Here is a 21,349-nt window from a genome sequence, read left to right as displayed (position 1 = left end):
CCCGGGACAACATCCCAGTCAGGAGGCGCCCTCGGCAACGGCCTCAGGCCAGCCGCCTGTTCCGGAATCCGGGCTGCCCGGCCGTGATTATTCGGCAAGAAGTGCCCGCACTAGAATCACTAAGGTGACTTACCCCGCAACAACCGGTGAATTCAGCGCTGCCCCCGGACAGGACCCCCGCTACGAGCGGTCCGCCGTGATCGACCTTGAGGCCATCCGGCACAACGTCCGCCGGCTCGCCGCCGCCGCGTCCCCGGCGAAAGTCATGGCCGTCGTCAAGGCCGATGCCTACGGGCACGGCGCCGTTCCCGTGGCGCGGGCAGCAATCGAAGCCGGCGCCGCCTGGCTGGGCGTTGCGCACATCTCCGAAGCCCTTGCATTGCGGGCCGCCGGCATCGACGCGCCGCTGCTCGCCTGGCTGCACACCGTGGACAGCAACTTCGGGGCCGCGGTGGCCGCCGGCGTCGACATTGGCTGTTCAGGGTGGGAGCTCGAACGCATTGTGGCGGCAGCCCGGGAGCAGGAGCGCCCCGCCCGCATCCACCTGAAAGTGGACACCGGCCTGGGACGCAACGGCGCCACCCTCGATACCTGGGACCACCTGGTGGGCGAAGCCATGGAGTACCAGGACCAGGGGCTGCTGCGCGTGGTGGGCATCTTCTCGCATCTGGCCGTCGCGGATGAGCCGGAGCGGCCCGAAACCGACCAGCAGCTGGCGGCATTCCGCGAAGCCCTGGCTGTTGCCGAAGACGCGGGCGTGGACCCGGAAGTCCGGCACCTGGCCAACACTCCCGCCACGCTCTCCCGGCCGGACACGCACTTCGACCTGGTCCGCGCAGGCCTGGGCATCTACGGGCTCTCGCCCTTCGACGGCCAAACCTCCGCGGAACTCGGGCTCCGGCCCGCCATGACGCTCCGGACCCTGGTGTCCCAGTGCAAGGAAGTACCGGACGGGCAAGGGGTGTCCTACGGCCTCCGCTATCACACCAGCGGGCGCAGCACCCTGGCCCTCATCCCCACGGGCTACGCCGACGGCGTGCCGCGCGTTGCCACCGGCGGCCCCGTCCGGGTTGCCGGCAGGACATACCCCGTGGTGGGCCGGATCGCCATGGACCAGATGGTGATCGACCTCGGCGACGCCGGTCCGGCCGGCGCGGGACTGCTGGGTGCCGAGGCCGAACTGTTCGGGAACGGTGACGACGGCGGCCCCACCGCCGATGACTGGGCGCGCGCCGCCGGGACCATCAACTACGAGATCGTCACCCGCATCAGTCCCCGGGTCCCGCGTCGCTTCGTCAACGAACAGGACGCGTCCGCCGCCCTCAACACGGAGGGAGCAGCGTGAACGCCTTCGAACCGCCGGCCGTGCCCAACTGGGAAAAGACCTTCACGGCGACGACGGCGGACCAGACCCACGCGTTTGGCGCCGCCCTCGCCGGGGTGCTTGAAGCCGGGGACCTGCTGGTGCTGTCCGGCGAGCTGGGGGCCGGGAAAACCACCTTCACCCAGGGGCTGGGGGAGGGGCTCGGCGTCCGTGCCGGAGTCATTTCACCCACGTTCGTCCTGGTCCGCATCCATCCCAACCTGCCCGACGGTCCGCGCCCCGGCGGCCCCGACCTGGTGCACGTGGACGCCTACCGCCTGGGCTCGGCCGCCGAGATCGACGACATTGACCTGGAAAACACCATGGACTCGTCCGTGACGGTGGTCGAGTGGGGACATGACCGGGTGGAGCACCTGAGCGACAGCCGGATCGAGATCGACCTGCACCGTGCCGTCGGACTCAGCGCCATTGGGTTGGGCGACGCTGGATTGGGCGGCACTGGCCTGGGCGACGTCGCTGCCGGCACGTCCTCCGGCAACGGAGCCGGAACCCTGGACTTCGACACCGAAGACACCGACGAGCCGCGCACCATTGTGATGCGCGGGTACGGTCCGCGATGGCCGGCAGCCCCCGAACTGGGAACCCCGGAACCGGGAACCCCGGAAATCGGGACAGCAGAGCCCGGCGCCCCGGAAGGGAAAGACTGATGCTGATCCTCGCCATTGACACCTCCGCCGTTTCCAGCGCCGCGCTGGTTTCGGATGACGCGCTGGAAGGCGTGGTTGCCAGCTTCTCCACCGAGGACACCCGCAGCCATGCCGAAGTGCTGGCTCCGGGCATCGCGGACATGCTTGCCGACGCCGGCGTCACCGGACAGGACATCGACGCCCTGGTGGTGGGCGTGGGGCCCGGCCCGTTCACCGGCCTGCGCTCCGGAATTGCAACGGCGCGCACCCTGTCCTTTGTCTGGGGCAAGCCCCTTCACGGCCTGATGAGCCTGGACGCCGTGGCCCTGGAAGTGGCTGAGTCCACCGCCGCCGTCCCCGAATTTTTGGTGGTGACCGACGCGCGGCGCAAGGAGGTCTACTGGGCCCGCTACAGCCTTGCCGAGGGGAAGCTGCCCCGGCTCGAGGACGGTCCGCACGTCGGCTTCGCCGCGGACCTGCCGGACCTTCCCGCCTTTGGGGCCGGCGCCGGGCTCTACGCCGACACGCTGCGCGCAGATCCCGAATTCGCCCAGGAGCAGCCGGACGCGCTCTATCTGGGCCAGTTCGCGCTTGCCCGGCTGGCCTCCGGCAACGGCCTCCTGGATTCCACGCCGCTGTACCTGCGCGAATCCGACGCGCAGGTGCCCGGACCGAGGAAGAGGGCACTGTGAGCACCACCCCGGATCCGCGAACTGCAGGAATTACCGTGCGGGACATGACCCTCGACGACGTAACCGCCGTCAGCGTCCTTGAGCAAAAACTGTTCCCCATCGACGCCTGGCCCCTGCAGATGTTCCTGGATGAGCTGGCCCAGCCGGAAACCCGGCGCTACCTGGTGGCCGAAAGCGCCGACGGCATCGTGGGGTACGCCGGCCTGATGTGCATCGAACCCATCGCGGACGTCCAGACGATCGCCGTCGTCCCTGATTATGAAGGCCGGGGGATCGGCACCACGCTGCTGACCGCCCTCATCGATGAAGCCCGTCGCCGGTACGCCGCGGACCTCCTCCTCGAAGTCCGCGCGGACAACCCGCGGGCGCAACGTCTGTACCTGCGCTTCGGGTTCGAGCAGATCCACGTCCGCCCCCGGTACTACCGCGACGGCGTCGATGCCCTGATCATGAGGCTCCAGCTCACCGGCGACGAGGAAACACGTGAAGGAGGCCAGCCATGAACCGTTCCCAGCCACTGGTCCTGGGCATTGAATCATCCTGCGACGAGACCGGCGTTGGCATCGTCCGCGGGACCACGCTCCTGACCAACACCGTGTCCTCATCCATGGACGAGCACGTCCGCTTCGGCGGCGTCATCCCGGAGATCGCCTCGAGGGCCCACCTGGACGCGTTCGTGCCCACACTGGAGCAGGCACTGTCCGACGCCGGCGTCAGCCTGGACGAGGTGGACGCCATCGCCGTCACCTCCGGCCCCGGACTCGCAGGCGCACTGATGGTGGGAGTCTGCGCCGCCAAGGCACTGGCGGTGGCCACCGGGAAGCCGCTGTACGCCATCAACCACCTGGTGGCGCATGTGGGCGTGGGGCTGCTGGACGGCAAATGGAAAGACGGTAACGGCAACGAGGCCCCGCAGCTCCCGGAAAACCTGGGCGCCCTGCTGGTATCCGGCGGACACACCGAAATCCTCAGGATCAACAGCATCACCGACGACGTCGTGCTGCTGGGCTCCACCATCGACGACGCCGCGGGAGAGGCCTACGACAAGGTGGCCCGCATCCTGGGCCTGGGCTACCCCGGCGGGCCGGCCATCGACAAGGTGGCCCGCACCGGCAACCCGAAGTCCATCCGCTTCCCCCGGGGCCTCAGCCAGCCCAAGTACATGGGCACCGCGGAAGAGCCGGGCAAGCACCGCTACGACTGGTCCTTCAGCGGACTCAAAACGGCCGTGGCCCGGTGCGTGGAGCAGTTCGAAGCCCGGGGCGAGGACATCCCGGTGGCCGACATCGCCGCCGCATTCCAGGAAGCCGTGGTGGACATCATCTCCTCCAAGGCCGTCCTGGCCTGCCGGGAGCACGGCATCAAGGACGTCCTGCTGGGCGGGGGCGTTGCGGCCAACTCACGCCTGCGTGAACTGACCGGCCAGCGTTGCGCCTCGGCCGGCATCCGGCTCCACGTGCCGCCCCTGGATTTGTGCACGGACAACGGCGCCATGGTGGCCGCTCTGGGCGCGCAGCTGGTGATGGCCGGAGTGGAACCGAGCGGAATCGGCTTCGCGCCGGACTCGTCCATGCCGGTCACCTCGGTGTCGCTCCCCGCCTGAAGCCTGCTGGCCAGGCGACCCGTCGCGGGGCACTTTGGGGGCATCGCCGTCGTACATCACGACGGCGGCCGGCGTGTCCGTGCTGAAGTGCCCCGTTTCGGTGGGGGAGGTCAGGCGGTGGGGCCGTTCCGCATCTGCTTGACGAGGTCCAGCACCACGGCCTGGAGGTCCCCGCCGTGCTCGGCGGCCACCTTCCGCTGGCGCTGGTACCCGGCCCCGCGGCGGATGATCTTCTCCACATCCGCGAGTTCGTCGGCGCAGCCCAGCTTGGCCGCCACAGGCTCCAGCCGGTTCAGGGTCTCCAGCAGGTGGTCCGTCACCAGCTGTTCCTTGCCCGCGGCGTCGAGGATGATGATGGCGTCCATGCCGTAGCGGGCGGCCCGCCACTTGTTCTCCTGGATGTGCCAGGGCGGCATGGTGGGGATGCTGCCGCCGTTGTCCAGGGTGGTGGAGAATTCGTCCACGAGGCACTGGGTGAGCGCGGCGATGGCGCCCACTTCCTCCAGGGTGGCCAGGCCGTCGCAGATGCGCATTTCGATGGTGCCCAGGTTCGGGACCGGCCGGATGTCCCAGCGGATCTCGGACAGGGTATCGATCACGCCGGTGGTGAACATGTCCTGGACGTAGGACTCGTACTCAGCCCAGGACTGGAACTGGAACGGCAGGCCGGCCGTGGGCAGCTGCTGGAACATCAGGGCGCGCTGCGATGCGTAGCCGGTGTCCTCGCCGCCCCAGAACGGGCTGGACGCGGAGAGCGCCTGGAAGTGCGGGAAGTAGTTGACCAGCCCGTCCAGTACCGGGAGGGCCTTCTCCCGCTGGTCCAGCCCCACGTGCACGTGCACGCCGTAAATGACCATCTGCCGGCCCCACCACTGGGTACGGTCGATCAGCTTCGCGTAGCGGGCCTTGTCCGTCACGGGCTGCAGCTGCGGCGGGCTGAACGGGTGGCTGCCCGCGCAGAAGAGTTCCACGCCCATCGGGTCCGTGATCTCCCGGACGGCTGCCAGGGACCGGCTCAGGTCCTCCTTGGCTTCGGCGGCCGTTTCACAGATGCCCGTGACCAGCTCCACCGTGTTCAGCAGCAGTTCCTGCTTGATGTGGGGGTGTTCGTCGTCCTCGTTCAATTCCGGATGGCGGGAGGCCACGCCGCGGAGCACTTCGTTGGCTACAGAGGCGAGCTCACCGGTGCTGCCGTCCACCAGCGCGAGCTCCCATTCAACACCAAGGGTTGATTGCCTCGATGAAGCGAAGTCAATCTTCACGCGTTTCCTTACTGTCCGGTTTGCCGCTGGCTGACGCCGCTCACGGGCTGCTGCCGGCAGGCGAACGGGTGGTTCAAGTCTAGTGCAGGGGTAGCATCGTATTGATGGTCCCGTTCCAACACCTGCGTGACAGTACCCACAAAACCTTTCCCCTCCTCGCGGCAGTATCCGCCCTGGCCCTCGCCTCCTGCACCCCCGCCCCGGCGCCCGGGCCGTCGTCGCCCGCCACCACCGCGTCACCTTCACCGTCCGCGTCGCCCACCCCAACACCGCGTACGACGCCGTCCCCCACCGCCGCGTCCCCATCACCTGATCCGGGTTCCCGGCCCCTGGGCTGGGGCCCGCTCCAGCGGGACCAGGACGCCGCCGCGGCGGCCGTGGCCGGCATGACAACCGAGGAAAAAGCCGGGCAGGTCCTGCTGCCGTTTTTCACGGGCAAGGACGTGGAGGCCCACGCGGCCACCATCGAGCGGCTGCACCTTGCGGGATCCATCATCATGGGAGACAACGTTCCGCGGGACCCGCAGGGAAGGGTGGACGCTGCCGGCATGGCCGCCATCAACCAACGGCTCGCGCAGGCCACCGTTGCGGACGGCGACCCCTGGCCCGGCATGATCGCGGTGGACCAGGAAGGCGGCCTTGTGGTGCGACTGGGCACGCCGCTGACGGAGTGGCCCGCTCCCATGAGCTATGGTGCGGCCGGCAATGAGGGCCTCACCCGGGAGGCGGGGCAGGGCCTGGCCGGCGAGTTGGTACCGCTGGGCTTCAACACCGACTTTGCACCGGACACGGACGTCACCATGGGGCCCAAGGACCCCACCATCGGGGCGCGGGCCATGTCCGCGGACCCCGCCGCCGTTGCTGTGCACGGGGTGGCGTTCTCCCAGGGCATGCTCGCGGCAGGAGTCCTTCCGGTCGTTAAGCACTTCCCGGGCCACGGATCAGTGACGGCCGATTCCCACCTCAGCCTGCCGGTGCAGCCGGCCGGCGTCGAGGAACTCCGGGGCAGGGACTGGAAACCGTTCCAGGCCGCCATCGCCGCCGGGACACCCATGGTGATGACCGGGCACATTGCCGTGCCGGCGCTGGAACCCGGCGTCCCGGCGTCGCTCTCTGCCCCCACCTATGCCGCCTTGCGCGGCCTGGGATTCAAGGGCGTGGCGGTCACGGATGCGCTGAACATGGGCGCGGTGGCCAAGCAGTACCCCAGCGGGTCTGCTGCGGTGATGGCGCTCCAGGCGGGCGCGGACCTGCTGCTGATGCCAGCCGACGTGTCACAGGCGCATGCGGCCATCGTGGGGGCGGTCAAGTCCGGAAGCCTGCCCCCGGAAAGGCTGGACGAGGCCGCCCGGCGGGTGGCCACCATGATGGTCTGGCAGGGCAGGCGGGGTCCCGCGGCTGGTATCCCCGCAGGCAGCAGCGCCGCCGTGTCCGCCCGGGTCTCGGCCTCCGCCGTCACCGTCGTCTCCGGGCCGTGCACCGGGCCACTGGTTCCCGGAGCGGTCCGGGTGGCCGGCGGCGGGCCCGGAGACCGGGAACGGTTCGAGGCGGCCGCCGCCCGCGCTGGTCTTGCCCTGGGCTCAGGGCCGCTGGTGAACCTGATCGGGTTCGGCGGGCGTCCCGCCGGAGGGGACATCGAGGTGGCCCTGGACGCCCCCTGGCCGTTGCAGGGTTCGCCGGCGCCGGTCAGGCTGGCGCTGTACGGCCGCACCGACGCTGCCTTCGACGCGCTCGCGGCCGTGCTGGCAGGCAAGGCGACGGCACCCGGGAAGCTGCCTGCCGCCGTCGGAAGCGTCCCGGCAGGCACCGGCTGCGCCTGACCCAAGTAAGTAGCGTCAACTGTCGTTCTGGCGGCTGAAAACGACAGTTGGCGCTACCCAGTTGGGGGAGTGCGGGTTTAATGGTCGGGTGCCCATTCTGAATAAAGACATGACTCTCTGCATCTCGCTCTCGGCCCGTCCCAGCAACAACGGGACCAGGTTCCACAACCACCTGTACGAACAGCTGGAGCTCAACTGGATCTACAAGGCGTTTGCCCCCACCAACCTGGAGCAGGCCATTGCCGGAGTCCGCGGCCTGGGCATCCGCGGGTGCGCCATCTCCATGCCCTACAAGGAAGACGTCATCGCGCTGGTGGATGAGATGGACCCCTCCGCCAAGGCCATCGATTCCGTGAACACGATCGTCAACACCGACGGCCACCTCAAGGCGTACAACACGGACTACACCGCCATCGAACAGCTGCTTGCCACCAATCCGGTGCCCACCGGCTACTCGGTCCTGGTCCAGGGTGCGGGCGGCATGGCCAAGGCCACCGTGGCGGCGCTGCGGGATGCCGGGTTCACCGACGTCACGGTGATTGCACGGAACGAAGCGACAGGGCGGGCGCTGGCCGAGCAATACGGGTTCCGGTGGCGTGCCGCGCTCGACGGCGGCACGGCGGACGTGATCATCAACGTCACCCCCGTGGGGATGGCCGGCGGGGCGGAATCGGACGCGCTGTCCTTCCCGGCCGAGGCCATTGACGCCGCGCGGCTCGTTTTCGACGTGGTGGCACTGCCCGCCGAGACCCCGCTGATCCGCGCCGCCCGCGCCGCCGGAAAGCCGGTGATCACCGGAGCGGAGGTGGCCACCATCCAGGCGCTGGAACAGTTCGTCCTGTACACCGGAGTGCGGCCAAGCCCTGGGCAGGTGCGCGCGGCCGAGGAGTTCATGCGGGCGCAGTAACGGCCTTACAAGGCAGTAACGGGTTCCACCACGATGGCCACCCGGTCCTCCCCGATGCGGGTGAGGACCAGGGTTGCCGTTTTGGTGCCGCCCTTTTTCGCAGGGTTTTTTCCGCCGGGCAGGAGCTGCTTCCGGAGTTCCTCGGGAGTAACGGCGGTGCCGCGCTTCTTGATGTCCAGCACCGTGATGCCTTCGGCCTTCACCCACGCCTTGAGCACCTTGACGTTGTAGGGCATCACGTCCAGCACCTTGTAGGCCCGCGCGAAGGGGGTGTCAACGAGGGCGGGGGCGCAGATGTAGGCGATGTGCTCGTCCACCAGGTGGCCACCGAGCCCAAGTGCGACGTCGGCAACGAGCCCGGCGCGGATGACCGCGCCGTCGGGTTCGTACAGGTAGCCTTCCACGGGACCCACCGGCGCTTCCGGCCCGGCCCCGAAGTCCTCGCCGCTGGTCAGCTCGGCGGCGCCGCTGGGCCCAAGCACCAGGGCTGCGCGGCGGACGCCGGGCCGCCGCACGGCGTTGAACCACAGTGCCACCTCGGTGACGTCGCCGGCCACCGAGACCCACTGTGCCTCGCAGTTGTGCGGGACGGAGTCATGCGGCATGCCGGGCCCCATCTTCACCCCCACGGCCTTGCCGGACGCGGCCAGGGCTTCAACGAAGGACAGCGGCGGCGAAAAGGCTTCTGGATCCCAGATGCGCTTGGTGCCCGAGGTGGAGGTGACCCGGCGGGCGGGGTCCAGCCAGACGCCGTCGATGCCGTCCAGCGGAACCGCGGTGGCGTCCGCATGGACCACCGTGGCGTTCGGAAACGGGATGAGGTTCACGGTGGCGCAGGCCGCCGTGGTCTCATCCATTTCGACGGCGGTGACGGTCACGTCAAGGGACGCCAGGGCGAGCGAATCGGCGCCCAGCCCGCAGCCCAGGTCTGCCACATGGCTGATCCCCGCGCCGGCAAACCGCTGCGCGTGCCGGGCGGCAACGTTCAGGCGGGTGGCCTGTTCCAGACCTGCCTGGGTGAAGAGCATCTGCCGGGAAAACTCCCCGAATTTTGCTTCGGCCTTGGTGCGGAGCCTGGACTGGGTCAGGACGGCGGAGACCAGGTCGGGGGAGTGGCCGGCCTTCCGGAGGGCCGAATTGAGCTCGAAGGAGGAGTCCTCCTGGTAGGGGCCCAGGGACGCCAGCAGCTCCCAGCCTTCCGGGGTGAGCAGCGGTGCGATCTGGTCCTGGGGAGCGTGGGGCATGGGTTCCAGCCTAGTGGAGGAGGGCCCGGCGCTATGCCGATAGTGTTGAAAGCATGGAAGACAGCGCAGGCCCCCAGCAGTCCGGAGAACAGCAACCCACGGACCGGGGTCCCGCCAGGTATGCCCGTCCCGCCCTCATTGCGGCTTCCCTGGTGGCAGTGGTGTGCATCGCGCTGCTGGTGATCATTTTCTTCCTGGATACCTTCAACGCCACCGTCTATTCCGTGGGGGGCAACGACATCCAGGACGACACCCAGGAAGCCAGCGACATCCGCGGGTTGTATGCCGGCGCACGGGCGGGAAGCATCGTGTTCCTGGTGGCGTCCCTGCTCGCTGCCGCCGTTGCGGCCGTGGTGCTCTACCGCGGCAGGAATCAGGGAAGGCGGGATTCCGACGGCGGCGAGGACGTGGACTTCGACGACCTGGGACGCTGAGGCCGCTGGCCGGCGCTGGTCAGCAGGACCCCGGATATCACCAGGATTCCGCCCAGCACCTGTGCCGCGGTGATGGGCTGGCCGAGCAGCACGGTGATGATGGCGGTGAAGACGGCGATCAGGTTCAGGTAGTTGCCGGCGTTGGCCGCAGAAGTCCGCTTGAGTGCCAGGTTCCACAGCAGGTAGGAGCCCAGCGAGGGGAACAGGGCGATGAACGCCAGGGACCAGCCTTCGGCCGGAGTGGACGGCAGCCCGGCCCCGGTTGCTGCCGCGATGGGTGCCAGGACCACTGCAGCCATGGCCACCTGCACGGCCGTTGCGGTGATCGCGGGGAGGGCAAGCCGCCTGGCGATGATCGTGTAGAAACCCCAGACGGTGATGGCTGCCACAATCAGCAGCTCTCCGGTGTTGATGGAAAAGGTCAGCAGGCGGGACAGGTCGCCGCCTGACAAAACCATCAGCACGCCGGCCAGGCCCAGTGCGATCCCCAGCCAGCTCACCGGGCGCGGCCGGTCCTTGAGCAGGACCACGGCGAGCACCATGATCAGGGCCGGGTTGGCGGCCGTCACCAGGGAAGCGTTCAGGGCCGACGTGTGCTGCAGTGCGCTGTACAGCAGCAGGGTGTAGCCGCTCATGCCCAGAGCGCTCAGCAGCAGCAGTACCGGCCAGCGGCGCAGCACGGCGCGCCAGTCCGGCCGGTCAACGGCCTGCGCCAGCAGGAGCAGCGGCACCGCGGCCAGGGCCCAACGCCAGAAGGTCAGCTGCAACGGCTCCATGGTCTGCATCGCGGCTTGGCCCACCACGAAGTTTCCGGCCCAGAACAGGTTCGCAAGGATCAGGTATACGGCGGCTCGCACCGCTTCAATGTACACGCCACCGTGTACGCGGATGACGAAACGCTGGCACTCGCCTTGACCGAGTGCTAACCCGCACATAGAGTCTTCATTAGCACTCTCCCTAGGAGGGTGCTAACACATGAAGAGCTGCCAGCCAGGCTGCTGCCGGCACCGCGACGACGGTTTGCCAGCCACGGCGGAAAGCTTTCCAGTCCACGAATTTGCTGACGAAAAGGAGAGGTCCGAGTGTCGGTCTCTATTAAGCCTCTTGAGGATCGTATTGTTGTCCGCCCGCTCGAAGCCGAGCAGACCACGGCTTCCGGCCTGGTCATCCCGGACTCCGCACAGGAGAAGCCGCAGGAAGGCGAAGTTGTTGCAGTTGGCCCCGGCCGCTTTGAGGATGGCAACCGCGTTCCTGTCGACGTAGCCGTCGGCGACGTCGTCATCTACTCCAAGTACGGCGGAACCGAAGTCAAGACCGGCGGCACCGAGTACCTCGTGCTGTCCGCCCGCGACGTCCTGGCGATCGTCGTAAAGTAACTCTCCGGATCCCCGTGCCGCTGGTCATGCTTACTGCTGGTCAGCTGCGCGGGGTTCTGTCTTGAAAGGACAAAACCATGGCAAAGCAGCTTGCGTTTAACGACGCTGCCCGCCGGTCTCTTGAAGCCGGCATCGACAAGCTCGCCAACACCGTCAAGGTGACGCTCGGCCCCCGCGGCCGCAACGTTGTCCTGGACAAGAAGTGGGGCGCGCCCACCATCACGAACGACGGCGTCACCATCGCCCGCGAAGTCGAGCTGGACGACCCGTACGAAAACCTTGGCGCACAGCTGGCCAAGGAAGTAGCCACCAAGACCAACGACGTTGCCGGCGACGGCACCACCACCGCCACGGTCCTGGCCCAGGCACTGGTCAAGGAAGGCCTGCGCAACGTAGCTGCCGGCGCTGCTCCCGGCCAGATCAAGCGCGGCATCGAGGTTTCCGTCGAAGCCGTCGCTGCACGCCTGCTGGAGAACGCCCGTCCCGTTGAAGGCACCCAGGTTGCCAACGTTGCGGCCATCTCCGCGCAGAGCGAAGAGATCGGCGAGCTCCTGGCCGAGGCCTTCGGCAAGGTGGGCAAGGATGGTGTGATCACCATCGAGGAATCCTCCACCACGCAGACCGAACTGGTCCTCACGGAGGGCATGCAGTTCGACAAGGGCTACCTGTCCCCGTACTTCGTCACCGACGCGGAACGCCAGGAAGCAGTCCTCGAGGACGCCCTCATCCTGATCAACCAGGGCAAGATCTCCTCGGTGCAGGAATTCCTGCCGCTGCTGGAGAAGGCGCTGCAGAGCTCCAAGCCGCTGTTCATCATCGCCGAGGACGTCGACGGCGAGGCCCTGTCCACGCTGATCGTCAACCGCATCCGCGGCACCCTCAACGTGGTGGCCGTCAAGGCTCCGGGCTTCGGCGACCGCCGCAAGGCCATGCTGCAGGACATCGCCACCCTCACCGGTGCGCAGGTTGTCTCTCCGGAACTGGGCCTGAGCCTGGACTCCGTTGGCCTTGAGGTGCTGGGTACCGCCCGCCGCATCACGGTCACCAAGGACAACACCACCATTGTGGACGGCGCCGGCGCTGCCGAGGACGTTGCTGCACGCGTTGCCCAGCTCCGTGCCGAGCTGACCCGCACCGACTCCGACTGGGACCGCGAAAAGCTCCAGGAGCGCCTGGCCAAGCTGGCCGGCGGCATCGGCGTCATCAAGGTCGGCGCAGCCACCGAGGTTGAGCTGAAGGAAAAGAAGCACCGCATCGAAGATGCTGTTTCCTCCACCCGCGCCGCCCTCGAAGAAGGCATCGTGGCCGGTGGCGGTTCCGCCCTGATCCACGCGCTGAAGGCCCTCGACGAGGACCCGGCCGTCAAGGCACTCGAAGGCGACGCCGCCGCTGCAGTGGGCATCGTCCGCCGCGCGCTGGTCCAGCCGCTGCGCTGGATCGCCCAGAACGCAGGCTTCGACGGCTACGTGATCACCGCCAAGGTTGCCGAACTCGAAACCAACAACGGCTTCAACGCCAAGTCGGGCGAGTACGAGGACCTGATCGCTGCCGGCGTCATCGACCCCGTCAAGGTCACCCGCGCAGCCCTCCGCAACGCAGCCTCCATCGCTGCCCTGGTTCTCACCACCGAGACCCTGGTTGTGGAAAAGCCCACTGAGGAAGACGAGCACGCAGGCCACAGCCACAGCCACTGATTGCCGTCGTTTCACCCACAAAGACCGGTCCGGCATCTGCCGGGCCGGTTTTTTGTGCCCCTTTACTTCTTGACCGCGTAGCGCACGTGCGTGGCGAACGCCGAGCTCACCGTCTTGATGATGCCGAGGTTGATGTCCTGGCCGAAGCCGTCAAAAAGCCGCTTACCGGCACCGAGGATCACCGGTGCCGTCGAGAGCACGAGTTCGTCCACCCTCCCGGCGGCAAGTGCCTGCCGGATCACGTCCGCACCGCCGCCGATCGATACGTCTTTGTCCCCTGCCGCCTCAACCGCCCGCGCCAGGGCTTCATCGAGCCCGGACACGAAAGTGAACCCGGACGCCGCCGCCGGCTGGTCCTGTACCCGGTGGGTGAGCACAAACAGCGGCCCGCCGAACGGGTTGGTTCCTCCCCATGCCCCTGCAGCGTCATACATGCCCCGGCCGACGATGCCGGCACCCAGGCCGGCTTCCAGCTCGTCATAGAAATCCTTGTCGGGGCCCTGCATCGCGAAGTCATGTCCGCCGTCGTAGGTCCAGGGGCCGCCCATCACCCAGTAGTGCAGGCGTTCCCCGCCCTTGCCCAGGCCGTACCTGGGACCGTCGTCGGGGCCGGTGATGTAACCGTCAACTGACGTACTGATGGCTGCGATGACCTTGGCCATCAGGCGCCCTGGGTGGCTGGCATGTCCTGCGTCCTGACGTCGCCCGCCCGCTCGTAGACCAGCGACACCGATCCCTTGGGGAAGGTTCGCGCCGGCTCGGCGAGGCGGAAGGAGGCGGGGATGGTTCCGCCGTCGAAGAGGCGCTTGCCCTGCCCCAGGGTGACCGGATAGAGCCAAAGGTGGAGGCGGTCGATCACGTTGTCTTTGAGCAGTGAACGGATGAGGACGCCGCTGCCGAACATGTGCACCTCGCCGTAATCCTCACGAAGCCGGCCCGCGGCCGCGGCATCAGGCAGCACGGTGGTGCCGACCCACCCCGGAGCGGTCAGGCTGCTGGAAACGACGAACTTGGGCACCCGGTTGAACGTGGTGCCGACCATGTCGGACTGCTGCGGCCAATACCCCGCGAAAATGTCGTAGGTCTTCCGGCCTAGAAGCAGGGCGTCGATGCGGCCGATCTCCGCTCCGATGGCTGCGTCGGCCTCGTCATCGGACACCGGGGCCTGCCAGCCGCCGAAGCCAAAACCGCCTTCAGTGTCCTCTTCGCGGCCACCGGGCGCCTGGTAGACGCCGTCGAGCGTGATGAACAGGTTCGCGACGATGATTCCCATGCGTCCAGTCTGGAACTGCCTTCCGGAGCTGTCCATAGTGGACGGGATGGGCGTGGCAGACTGGTGCCATGCTGCTCGACGAGCTCGTGACAACCACGGACGCCGTCGCGTCCACCCGCTCCCGGCTCGCGAAGGTGGACCTCCTGGCCGGCCTCCTGCGCCGCCTCGAGCCCGCTGAAATCCCGGCTGCCGTGGGACTGCTCATTGCCAGGCCGCGGCAGGGCCGGGTAGGGATTGGCTGGCGCGGAATGACCGCGGCCATGGGGGAGCCGGCCGCCGAGCCGGGCCTTACCGTCGCCGACGTGGATGCTGCACTGGACCGGCTGCTCGCCGCCGCAGGCGCCGGATCTGCGGCCGAGCGCGCCGCGACACTCCGCGAGCTGACCGCGGCAGCCACCAAACGCGAGCAGTCATTCATCGCCGGAGTGCTGCTCGGTGAACTGCGCACCGGTGCACTCGAGGGTGTGCTGACGGATGCCATCGCCCGCGCCGCCGACCGGCCGGTGGACTCCGTGCGCCGCGCGGCAATGCTCTCCGGCGACCTAGGCGCGACCGCCCTGCTGGCGCTCACGGGTACGGCAGCGGAACTCGAGGAGGTAGGCCTCGTCGTCGGACGTCCCGTGCAGCCCATGCTCGCCGCCACTGCGGCCAGCGCCAGTGCGGCGCTGGAGGTCACCGGGGAAGCCTCCGTGGAATACAAGCTCGACGGCGCACGCATCCAGGTGCACCGCACCGGCGGTGAGGTGCGCATCTTCACCCGCACCCTGGCCGACGTGACCCACCGGCTGCCCGAGGTGGTGGACGTAGTGCGCGGCCTGCCGGTGAGCGATGTCATCCTCGACGGCGAGACCCTCGCGCTCGATGAGGACGGCGGACCCCGCCCCTTCCAGGAGACGATGTCCCGGTTCGGGGCGGACGCGGTGCGCACCACATTGCTGCATCCGTGGTTCTTCGACGTTCTGCATATCGACGGGCGGGACCTGCTGGAGGAACCGCTGTCCGAGCGCATCGGCGTGCTGGAGCGCATTGCCCCCGGGCACCGGATCCCGGGGGAGGTCACGGCGGATCCCGCCGTTGCCGAAAGGGTGGCACGCGAGGCGCTCGCCGCGGGCCACGAGGGTGTGATGGTGAAGGCGGTCGGATCGGCCTACGCAGCCGGGCGGCGCGGTTCCAACTGGATCAAAGTGAAGCCGGTGCTCACCTACGATCTGGTGGTGCTCGCCTGTGAGTGGGGTTCGGGACGGCGCACGGGTCTGCTGTCGAACCTGCACCTCGGCGCCCTCGACCCTTCCGGCGAGTTCGGCGAACCCGGCGGCTACGTCATGGTGGGCAAGACGTTCAAGGGGCTCACCGACGAGCTGCTGCGCTGGCAGACGGAGAGGTTCCAGGAGATCGAGGTGCGGCGAACGTCGAACACCGTATGGGTGGAGCCTGTCAGCGTGGTGGAGATCGCGATCGACGGCGTCCAGCGTTCCACGCGCTATCCGGGCGGCATCGCCCTCCGGTTCGCGCGCGTCAAACGCTACCGCGATGACAAGACGGCGGCGGAGGCTGACACCATCCAGGCGCTGCGCGGGCTGCTGCGTTCATAGCCCTGAGGGCCGCTTGTGCCGGTTCCCCAGCGGGCGTACCGTGGCGCTTAACCGGCTGGGCGGGCGTATCCGGAAGGAGGCCAGGTGTCAGCGGAAACGGGCATTGACAGGGGCCGGTCAGCGTTCCAGGAGCACCGCTGGACCGAGGCCTTCCAAAACTTCCGTGACGCGGACCAGCAGGGCGGACTGCCGGCGGCGGACCTTGAACGGCTGGCAACGGCGGAGATCCTGACAGGCAATACAAGCACCGGCCTGGACACCCTCACCCGTGCCCACGAGGAATACCTGATGGTTGGCGATGTGGTGGGTGCGGCACGGTGCGCCGCCTGGATGGTGCTGCACCTGGCGAACGCCGGAGAGGCGGCGCGTGCCGGGGGATGGCTGGCCCGTGGCCAGAAACTGTTGAGCGAACTCCCCGAACCCGACGCGGTGCAAGGCTTTATGCTCGTGCCTGTTGCACTGGGCAAACTCTACGGCGGGGATCCTCAGGCCGCCCTCGAGCTGTTCTCCCAGGCTGCGGACTTCGGCCGGCAATTCCGGAACAAGGACCTGTCAGCGCTTGCTTTGCTTGGATCAGGCCAGGCGACGCTGGCACTGGGCCGTGCCGAAGAAGGCCTTGGGATGTTCGACGAGGTCATGGTGGCCGTCACTGCCGGCGAACTGTCCGCGGTGCCGTCGGGCATCATCTACTGCGCAGTCATCGGAAACTGCCAGATCGCCTTCGACCTTGAGCGGGCCCTGGAATGGACCGCGGAGCTGGACCGCTGGTGCCGTGCACGCCCGGACACTGTGGCCTTCAGCGGCCAATGCCAGGCACACCGCGCTGAACTCTTCCGGCTGCACGGGGCGTGGACCGAAGCTTTGCAGGCCGCCGCCGTCGCCCAGGAGCGCTCCACCAGGGGTGATCCGTGGGCGCTCTACGGCGGCTATTACCAGCAGGCTGAAGTGCAGAGGCTGAGCGGCGACCTGGATGCCGCCGAAGCTTCCTACAGCCATGCTGCCCGCAGCGGTTACGAACCCCAGCCGGGCCTGGCACTCCTGCAGTTGGCACGCGGGGACGCACAGCAGGCGCAGTCGATGATCCGGCGGGCGGCCGGGGTGGCTGACGCGGCCACCCGCCGCCACTTGTTGCCGGCACTCGTGCAGATCGAACTGGCAGTGCCTGACGTGCCCGCGGCCCGGCAGGGTGCCGAGGAGCTGATCACCTTTGCCCGGGAATGCCCCAGGCGCATGATCCGCGCGGTAGCGAAACAGGCCGACGGCGCTGTCCGGCTTGAGGAGGGGGACTTAACCGGGGCATCGCAGACGCTGCGCCAGGCATGGCACCTGTGGGTTGGACTCGGTGTCCCCTTTGAAGCCGCCTGCTGCCGGGTCCTCATCGGGCGGGCCTGCCGCGAGCTCGGCGACGAGGCGTCTGCCCTGATGGAATTCGAGGCGGCGCACGTGGAATTGCTGGAGTTGGGGGCGGCTCCGGCCGCTGCCTGGGCTGCCACGCTCATGCGGAAGGACGACGGCGGGACTCCAGGGCCGCTGACGCCCAGGGAGGCGGAGGTGCTTCGGCACGTGGCGTCCGGCCAGGGGAACCGGGCCATCGCGGCAGACCTCTTCCTCAGCGAGAAAACCGTGGCCCGGCACATCAGCAACATCTTCCTGAAGCTTGGCCTCTCCTCAAGGGCCGCGGCCACCAGGTACGCCTTTGAGCACGGACTCGCGGGCTGACGGGTTCTGCACATAATTACCCATCCGGACCAGGCCGGACACTTGCATAATCCGGCCGACGCGGACTGGAAGGCCGCGGCCATAGCCTCAAAACATGAACCTTCCAGTCCTTGCCGGCACCCTCTCCACGGTGCTGTTCGCCTTGGGAATGCTGCCCATGCTGGTGAAGGCCGCCCGTACCCGGGACCTCGCCTCCTACAGCCTCGGCAACCTGGTCCTGAGCAACGTTGCCAACGCCGTGCATTCCATCTACGTCTTCAACCTTCCGGCCGGTCCCATCTGGGTCCTTCACCTGGCCTACATCGTGGCATCCGCGCTGATGCTCGCCTGGTGGCTGCGGTACCGGGAGGACGGGCATGAAGGACCAGGTGCGGACGCCGGACAGCTTGACGGTTCAGCTGCAGATATCCCCGCAATTCATCAAGGAGCACAGTCATGAACACCAACCAGACAGGAACACTGGACACCATGATCATCGGCGGCGGCCAGGCCGGCCTCGCCATGGGCCATTACCTGAAGGAACAGAACCGGACATTCCTCATCCTGGATGCCAACCCGCGCACCGGCGACGCCTGGCGGCAGCGGTGGGATTCACTCCGGGTGTTCACCCCCGCCAAGTACGACGGCCTGCCAGGGGTGCCCTTCCCGGCGGATCCGTTGTCCTTTCCCACCAAGGACGAAGTGGCAGGGTACCTGGAAGGCTATGCGGAACGGTTCACGCTGCCTGTCATCCGGGGCGTCCGCGTCGAGCGGCTGTGGCGGGAGGCGGACCGTTTCGTCGCCGCCTCCAACGGCCAACGCTGGGAGGCCCACAACGTGGTCGTAGCCACCGGCTGCAGCCAGGCGCCCAAGGTCCCCGGCTATGCCGCTGACCTGGACGCTTCCATCGTGCAGCTGCACTCGAGCCAGTACCGGAACGCCGGGCAACTGCAGGCCGGCCCGGTGCTGGTGGTGGGGCTGGGGAACTCCGGGGCAGAAATCGCCCTCGAGGTAAGCCGCACCCATTCCACAAGTGTTGCCGGCAAGCCCGGAGGAGAGTTCCCGGTAAAGCACGGCCCGACGGCGGCACGCTACTTCCTGCCGATCGTGCGGTTCCTGGGGCTCCACGTCCTGACCCTCAGCACACCCCTCGGCCGCAAGGCTGCGCCCGCCTTCAAGGCGCACGCCACGCCGCTGATCAGGACCAAGTCCAAGGACCTGGCCGCGGCCGGCGTCCAGTTCGTGCCGCGGGTGGCCGGAGTGCAGGACGGGATGCCCGTCCTGGCGGACGGGACCCGTGTGGAAGTGTCCAACGTGGTGTGGTGCACGGGTTACCGGGAGGACTTCAGCTGGATCGATCCGGGAATGCTCGACGGCGGCGCGCTGCCCCCTCAGCACCGCGGCGTCGCCCTGCGGACGCCGGGTCTGTTCTTCCTCGGACAGGAATTCCAGTACGCGGCGGCGTCCGCCACCCTTCCCGGCACAGCCCGTGACGCGCGCCACCTGGCCCACAGAATCCCGCGGCCCCCGATGGCAGCCCGCGAAAGTGCCCACGCAGGAGAAAAGGAAGCGTGACCGGTCTCTCATGATTGGGCATACGGCGCAGCAGGCCCGTAGGCTTGATGTTTTTGCCAGCCGGTTTTGAGGGGTCATTTGTGTTGATTGCGCGAACAGAGGCTGCACCGGGCCGTCCGGCGGACACTGCCGGCTCCCGCCGGAAACCCACGTTCCGTCCCGAAGTCCAGGGCCTCCGCGCGCTCGCAGTACTGATGGTGGTGGCCTACCACGTGTGGCTTGGCCGGGTGTCCGGCGGAGTGGACATCTTCCTCCTGATCTCGGCCTTCCTGCTCACCCTGTCCTTCGTCCGGAAGGTCGAAGCCGGCACCCCGCTCAACCTCCTGCGGCACTGGCTGCACCTGTTCAAGCGGCTGCTGCCGGCCGCCGTCGTTGTCATCCTCGGCGTCCTGGCCGGGACGTGGCTCATCATTCCGCAAAGCCGCTGGCCGCAGGTGCTGGACCAAGCGTGGGCCTCGCTGCTGTACAGCCAGAACTGGGTGCTCGCCAACACCGCTGTGGACTACTACGCGCAGGACCATGCCGGCGCCAGCCCGCTGCAGCACTTCTGGTCCCTGTCCATCCAGGGCCAGGTCTTCATCCTGTGGCCGCTGGTCTTCGCCGGCGCCGCGGTCCTGCTGGCGCTGCTGCACCGCATGCCGGCCTTCAGCGTACTGACCTACCGGGGATTGCTGGCGCTGGCCTTCGGCGCGGTCTTCGCGGTCTCGCTGGCATACTCCGTGGAGCAGACGGCCACCAACCAGGCATACGCCTACTTCGATACCCGGGCCAGGCTCTGGGAGTTCGCCCTGGGATCCCTGCTCGCCCTTGCACTGCCGTACCTCAAACCCGGCCGGGCCCTGCGCGTGGCCCTGGGCTGGGCGGGCCTTGCGGCCATGGTCTCCTGCGGCCTGCTGCTGACGGTGGACCGGTCGTTCCCCGGCTTCGTGGCGCTGTGGCCAACCCTGGCGGCGGCCGCCATTATCGTGGCGGGACAGACCGGCAGCCGGTTTGGCGTGGACCGCTTCCTGGGCAGCAAGCCGGCCGTGGCCCTGGGCGACAACTCCTATGCGCTGTACCTCTGGCACTGGCCGGTCCTGGTGCTGGCGCTCGCCGCCACCGGCGTCGAGGCGCCCAACCTTGTCCAGGGCCTGGCCATCGTCGGGGCCTCCATCGTGCTTGCCGTCCTCACCACGCGCTTCGTGGAAAAGCCGCTGCGCGACTGGCACTGGCCCAAACTGCGGGCGTGGCGCACCGCCGTCGTCATTGTTGCCTGCGGTGCCGTCCTTGCCGGACCCGTGGCCGTATGGCAGACGACGCTCACGGCAGAGGAAGCAGCGACGGCGGCGCAGCCGCGCGAGCTCACGCCCGGGGCCGCGGCACTCAGCCCGGAAAACGCCGCCCTGCCCGCCCCCGACGCGAAGATCATTCCGGGCCCGTCCGCGCTGGACAATGACTGGGCCGGCATCCACGCCCCCTGCGCGGGCGCGAACGCCACCGCCGACCCCATCCTGGAAGGGTGCCGGCAGGCGGTCCCTGATGAAGGTGCCACCAAGCGGATTGTGGTGCTCGGTGATTCCCATTCCCAGCAGTACCTGGGCGCGCTGGCACCCATCGCTGAAGCCCGGGGCTGGGAACTGGTCACCCTGCTGATGCCGGCCTGCCGGTTCGGGGCCGAGTCGGAAACCAGGAATGCCGAATGCAACGCCTACAACCGCGCCAGCGCCGCGTACGTGCTGGAACACCGGCCGGATGCGGTCTTCACCGTGGCCTCGCTGACCCACGAAGAGGCACCGTTCGAAACCGAAGTTCCCGGCTACCTGGACGGCGTCCGCCCGTTCACCGAGGCAGGCATCGAGGTGGTGGGCATCCGGGACAACCCGCGCTTCACGTTCAACATGCCCGAGTGCGTCCAGCGGAACGGTGCCGAAGCGCCCGAATGCAACCCTGCCCTGAGCGAGTCACTCGTGGAGCCTTCACCCCTGGAAAGCTACCGGGGCAAACTCGACGGCCTGCACCTGATGGACCTGAGCGACTTCATCTGCGCCCGCGGAGTCTGCCCGGCCGTGGTGGGGAACGTCTACGTCTACAAGGACGACAACCATCTGACCCGGACCTATGTGGAAAGCATGATCCCCATGTTCGAGCAGCGGCTGCTGGCCGCCACGGGCTGGAGCTGAGCCGCCGCTG

At 68.1% G+C, this 21,349-nt stretch carries 20 protein-coding genes; 15 read left to right on the top strand and 5 right to left on the bottom strand.

Annotated elements, in window-relative coordinates; translation table 11 throughout:
- Positions 1-124: 124 nt before the first annotated feature.
- Genes alr through tsaD form a run of 5 tightly spaced genes read left to right on the top strand, consistent with a single transcriptional unit; the run spans position 125 to position 4,305 of the window.
- Positions 125-1,345: an alanine racemase gene (gene alr, locus DXK94_RS12390; RefSeq protein ID WP_115525192.1), complete on the top strand. Its 1,221-nt coding sequence runs from the start codon at positions 125-127 to the stop codon at positions 1,343-1,345.
- Complete coding sequence (tsaE, locus tag DXK94_RS12385; RefSeq protein WP_115525191.1) at positions 1,342-2,031, top strand: tRNA (adenosine(37)-N6)-threonylcarbamoyltransferase complex ATPase subunit type 1 TsaE; 690 nt, start codon at positions 1,342-1,344, stop codon at positions 2,029-2,031. The genes alr and tsaE overlap by 4 nt, the downstream gene beginning before the upstream one ends.
- Positions 2,031-2,702, top strand: a complete 672-nt coding sequence (tsaB, locus tag DXK94_RS12380) for a tRNA (adenosine(37)-N6)-threonylcarbamoyltransferase complex dimerization subunit type 1 TsaB (RefSeq protein WP_115525190.1) — start codon at positions 2,031-2,033, stop codon at positions 2,700-2,702. The genes tsaE and tsaB overlap by 1 nt, the downstream gene beginning before the upstream one ends.
- Positions 2,699-3,205, top strand: a complete 507-nt coding sequence (gene rimI, locus DXK94_RS12375; RefSeq protein ID WP_395929153.1) for a ribosomal protein S18-alanine N-acetyltransferase — start codon at positions 2,699-2,701, stop codon at positions 3,203-3,205. Before tsaB ends, rimI begins: the two co-directional genes overlap by 4 nt.
- Positions 3,202-4,305 (top strand): tRNA (adenosine(37)-N6)-threonylcarbamoyltransferase complex transferase subunit TsaD, encoded by a 1,104-nt coding sequence (gene tsaD, locus DXK94_RS12370; protein ID WP_115525189.1) that lies wholly within the window; start codon positions 3,202-3,204, stop codon positions 4,303-4,305. The genes rimI and tsaD overlap by 4 nt, the downstream gene beginning before the upstream one ends.
- Before the next feature lie 110 nt (positions 4,306-4,415).
- On the opposite strand, the gene DXK94_RS12365 is transcribed toward tsaD, so the two are convergent.
- Entirely contained in the window at positions 4,416-5,567 is a 1,152-nt protein-coding gene (locus DXK94_RS12365) for a glutamate--cysteine ligase (protein ID WP_115525188.1), read from the bottom strand.
- Positions 5,568-5,953: 386 nt separating this feature from the next.
- Between DXK94_RS12365 and DXK94_RS12355 the strand changes: the two genes are divergently transcribed.
- Together DXK94_RS12355 and DXK94_RS12350 are read left to right on the top strand one after the other, a co-directional pair.
- Positions 5,954-7,387: a glycoside hydrolase family 3 protein gene (locus DXK94_RS12355; RefSeq protein ID WP_115525186.1), complete on the top strand. Its 1,434-nt coding sequence runs from the start codon at positions 5,954-5,956 to the stop codon at positions 7,385-7,387.
- Positions 7,388-7,475: 88 nt separating this feature from the next.
- Positions 7,476-8,294, top strand: coding sequence for a shikimate 5-dehydrogenase (locus DXK94_RS12350; protein WP_258868537.1), 819 nt, complete (start codon positions 7,476-7,478; stop codon positions 8,292-8,294).
- Positions 8,295-8,299: 5 nt separating this feature from the next.
- On the opposite strand, the gene DXK94_RS12345 is transcribed toward DXK94_RS12350, so the two are convergent.
- Positions 8,300-9,538, bottom strand: coding sequence for a class I SAM-dependent methyltransferase (locus DXK94_RS12345; RefSeq protein WP_115525184.1), 1,239 nt, complete (start codon positions 9,536-9,538; stop codon positions 8,300-8,302).
- A 53-nt stretch (positions 9,539-9,591) separates the two neighbouring features.
- Here DXK94_RS12345 and DXK94_RS12340 point away from each other — a divergent pair, with 53 nt between their 5' ends.
- The gene (locus DXK94_RS12340) at positions 9,592-9,972 is read left to right on the top strand and encodes a hypothetical protein (RefSeq protein WP_115525183.1); all 381 of its coding nucleotides are present in this window, start codon (positions 9,592-9,594) and stop codon (positions 9,970-9,972) included.
- Here the strand turns inward: DXK94_RS12340 and DXK94_RS12335 are convergent.
- Complete coding sequence (locus tag DXK94_RS12335) at positions 9,912-10,829, bottom strand: DMT family transporter (protein WP_115525296.1); 918 nt, start codon at positions 10,827-10,829, stop codon at positions 9,912-9,914. The two genes, DXK94_RS12340 and DXK94_RS12335, sit on opposite strands and share 61 nt — an antisense overlap.
- A gap of 225 nt (positions 10,830-11,054) precedes the next feature.
- On the opposite strand from DXK94_RS12335, the gene groES reads away from it, so the two are divergent.
- Both groES and groL read left to right on the top strand, forming a co-directional pair.
- Positions 11,055-11,348 carry a co-chaperone GroES gene (gene groES / locus DXK94_RS12330; protein WP_003805290.1) on the top strand — a complete coding sequence of 98 codons (294 nt, stop codon included), beginning with the start codon at positions 11,055-11,057 and terminating at the stop codon, positions 11,346-11,348.
- Positions 11,349-11,425: 77 nt separating this feature from the next.
- Positions 11,426-13,042, top strand: coding sequence for a chaperonin GroEL (gene groL, locus DXK94_RS12325; RefSeq protein ID WP_115525182.1), 1,617 nt, complete (start codon positions 11,426-11,428; stop codon positions 13,040-13,042).
- A 62-nt stretch (positions 13,043-13,104) separates the two neighbouring features.
- Here the strand turns inward: groL and DXK94_RS12320 are convergent, their stop codons facing one another.
- On the bottom strand, positions 13,105-13,704 hold the full coding sequence (locus tag DXK94_RS12320) for a dihydrofolate reductase family protein (RefSeq protein WP_115525181.1): 600 nt from the start codon (positions 13,702-13,704) through the stop codon (positions 13,105-13,107).
- Positions 13,704-14,315, bottom strand: coding sequence for a dihydrofolate reductase family protein (locus DXK94_RS12315; protein WP_115525180.1), 612 nt, complete (start codon positions 14,313-14,315; stop codon positions 13,704-13,706). Before DXK94_RS12315 ends, DXK94_RS12320 begins: the two co-directional genes overlap by 1 nt.
- A 68-nt stretch (positions 14,316-14,383) precedes the next feature.
- Between DXK94_RS12315 and DXK94_RS12310 the strand changes: the two genes are divergently transcribed.
- From DXK94_RS12310 to DXK94_RS12290, 5 genes are all read left to right on the top strand, one after another.
- The gene (locus tag DXK94_RS12310; RefSeq protein ID WP_115525179.1) at positions 14,384-15,907 is read left to right on the top strand and encodes an ATP-dependent DNA ligase; all 1,524 of its coding nucleotides are present in this window, start codon (positions 14,384-14,386) and stop codon (positions 15,905-15,907) included.
- A gap of 84 nt (positions 15,908-15,991) precedes the next feature.
- Positions 15,992-17,626: a helix-turn-helix transcriptional regulator gene (locus DXK94_RS12305; RefSeq protein ID WP_115525178.1), complete on the top strand. Its 1,635-nt coding sequence runs from the start codon at positions 15,992-15,994 to the stop codon at positions 17,624-17,626.
- Between the two features lie 94 nt (positions 17,627-17,720).
- Positions 17,721-18,065: a hypothetical protein gene (locus DXK94_RS12300; protein ID WP_115525177.1), complete on the top strand. Its 345-nt coding sequence runs from the start codon at positions 17,721-17,723 to the stop codon at positions 18,063-18,065.
- Positions 18,062-19,180, top strand: coding sequence for an NAD(P)/FAD-dependent oxidoreductase (locus DXK94_RS12295; RefSeq protein WP_115525176.1), 1,119 nt, complete (start codon positions 18,062-18,064; stop codon positions 19,178-19,180). The genes DXK94_RS12300 and DXK94_RS12295 overlap by 4 nt, the downstream gene beginning before the upstream one ends.
- Before the next feature lie 86 nt (positions 19,181-19,266).
- Positions 19,267-21,339, top strand: coding sequence for an acyltransferase family protein (locus tag DXK94_RS12290; RefSeq protein ID WP_395929256.1), 2,073 nt, complete (start codon positions 19,267-19,269; stop codon positions 21,337-21,339).
- Positions 21,340-21,349: the final 10 nt, after the last annotated feature.

The organism is Arthrobacter sp. RT-1, from assembly GCF_003367205.1.
GTDB lineage: Bacteria > Actinomycetota > Actinomycetes > Actinomycetales > Micrococcaceae > Arthrobacter.
This window is presented reverse-complemented; position numbering and strand designations above follow the sequence as displayed.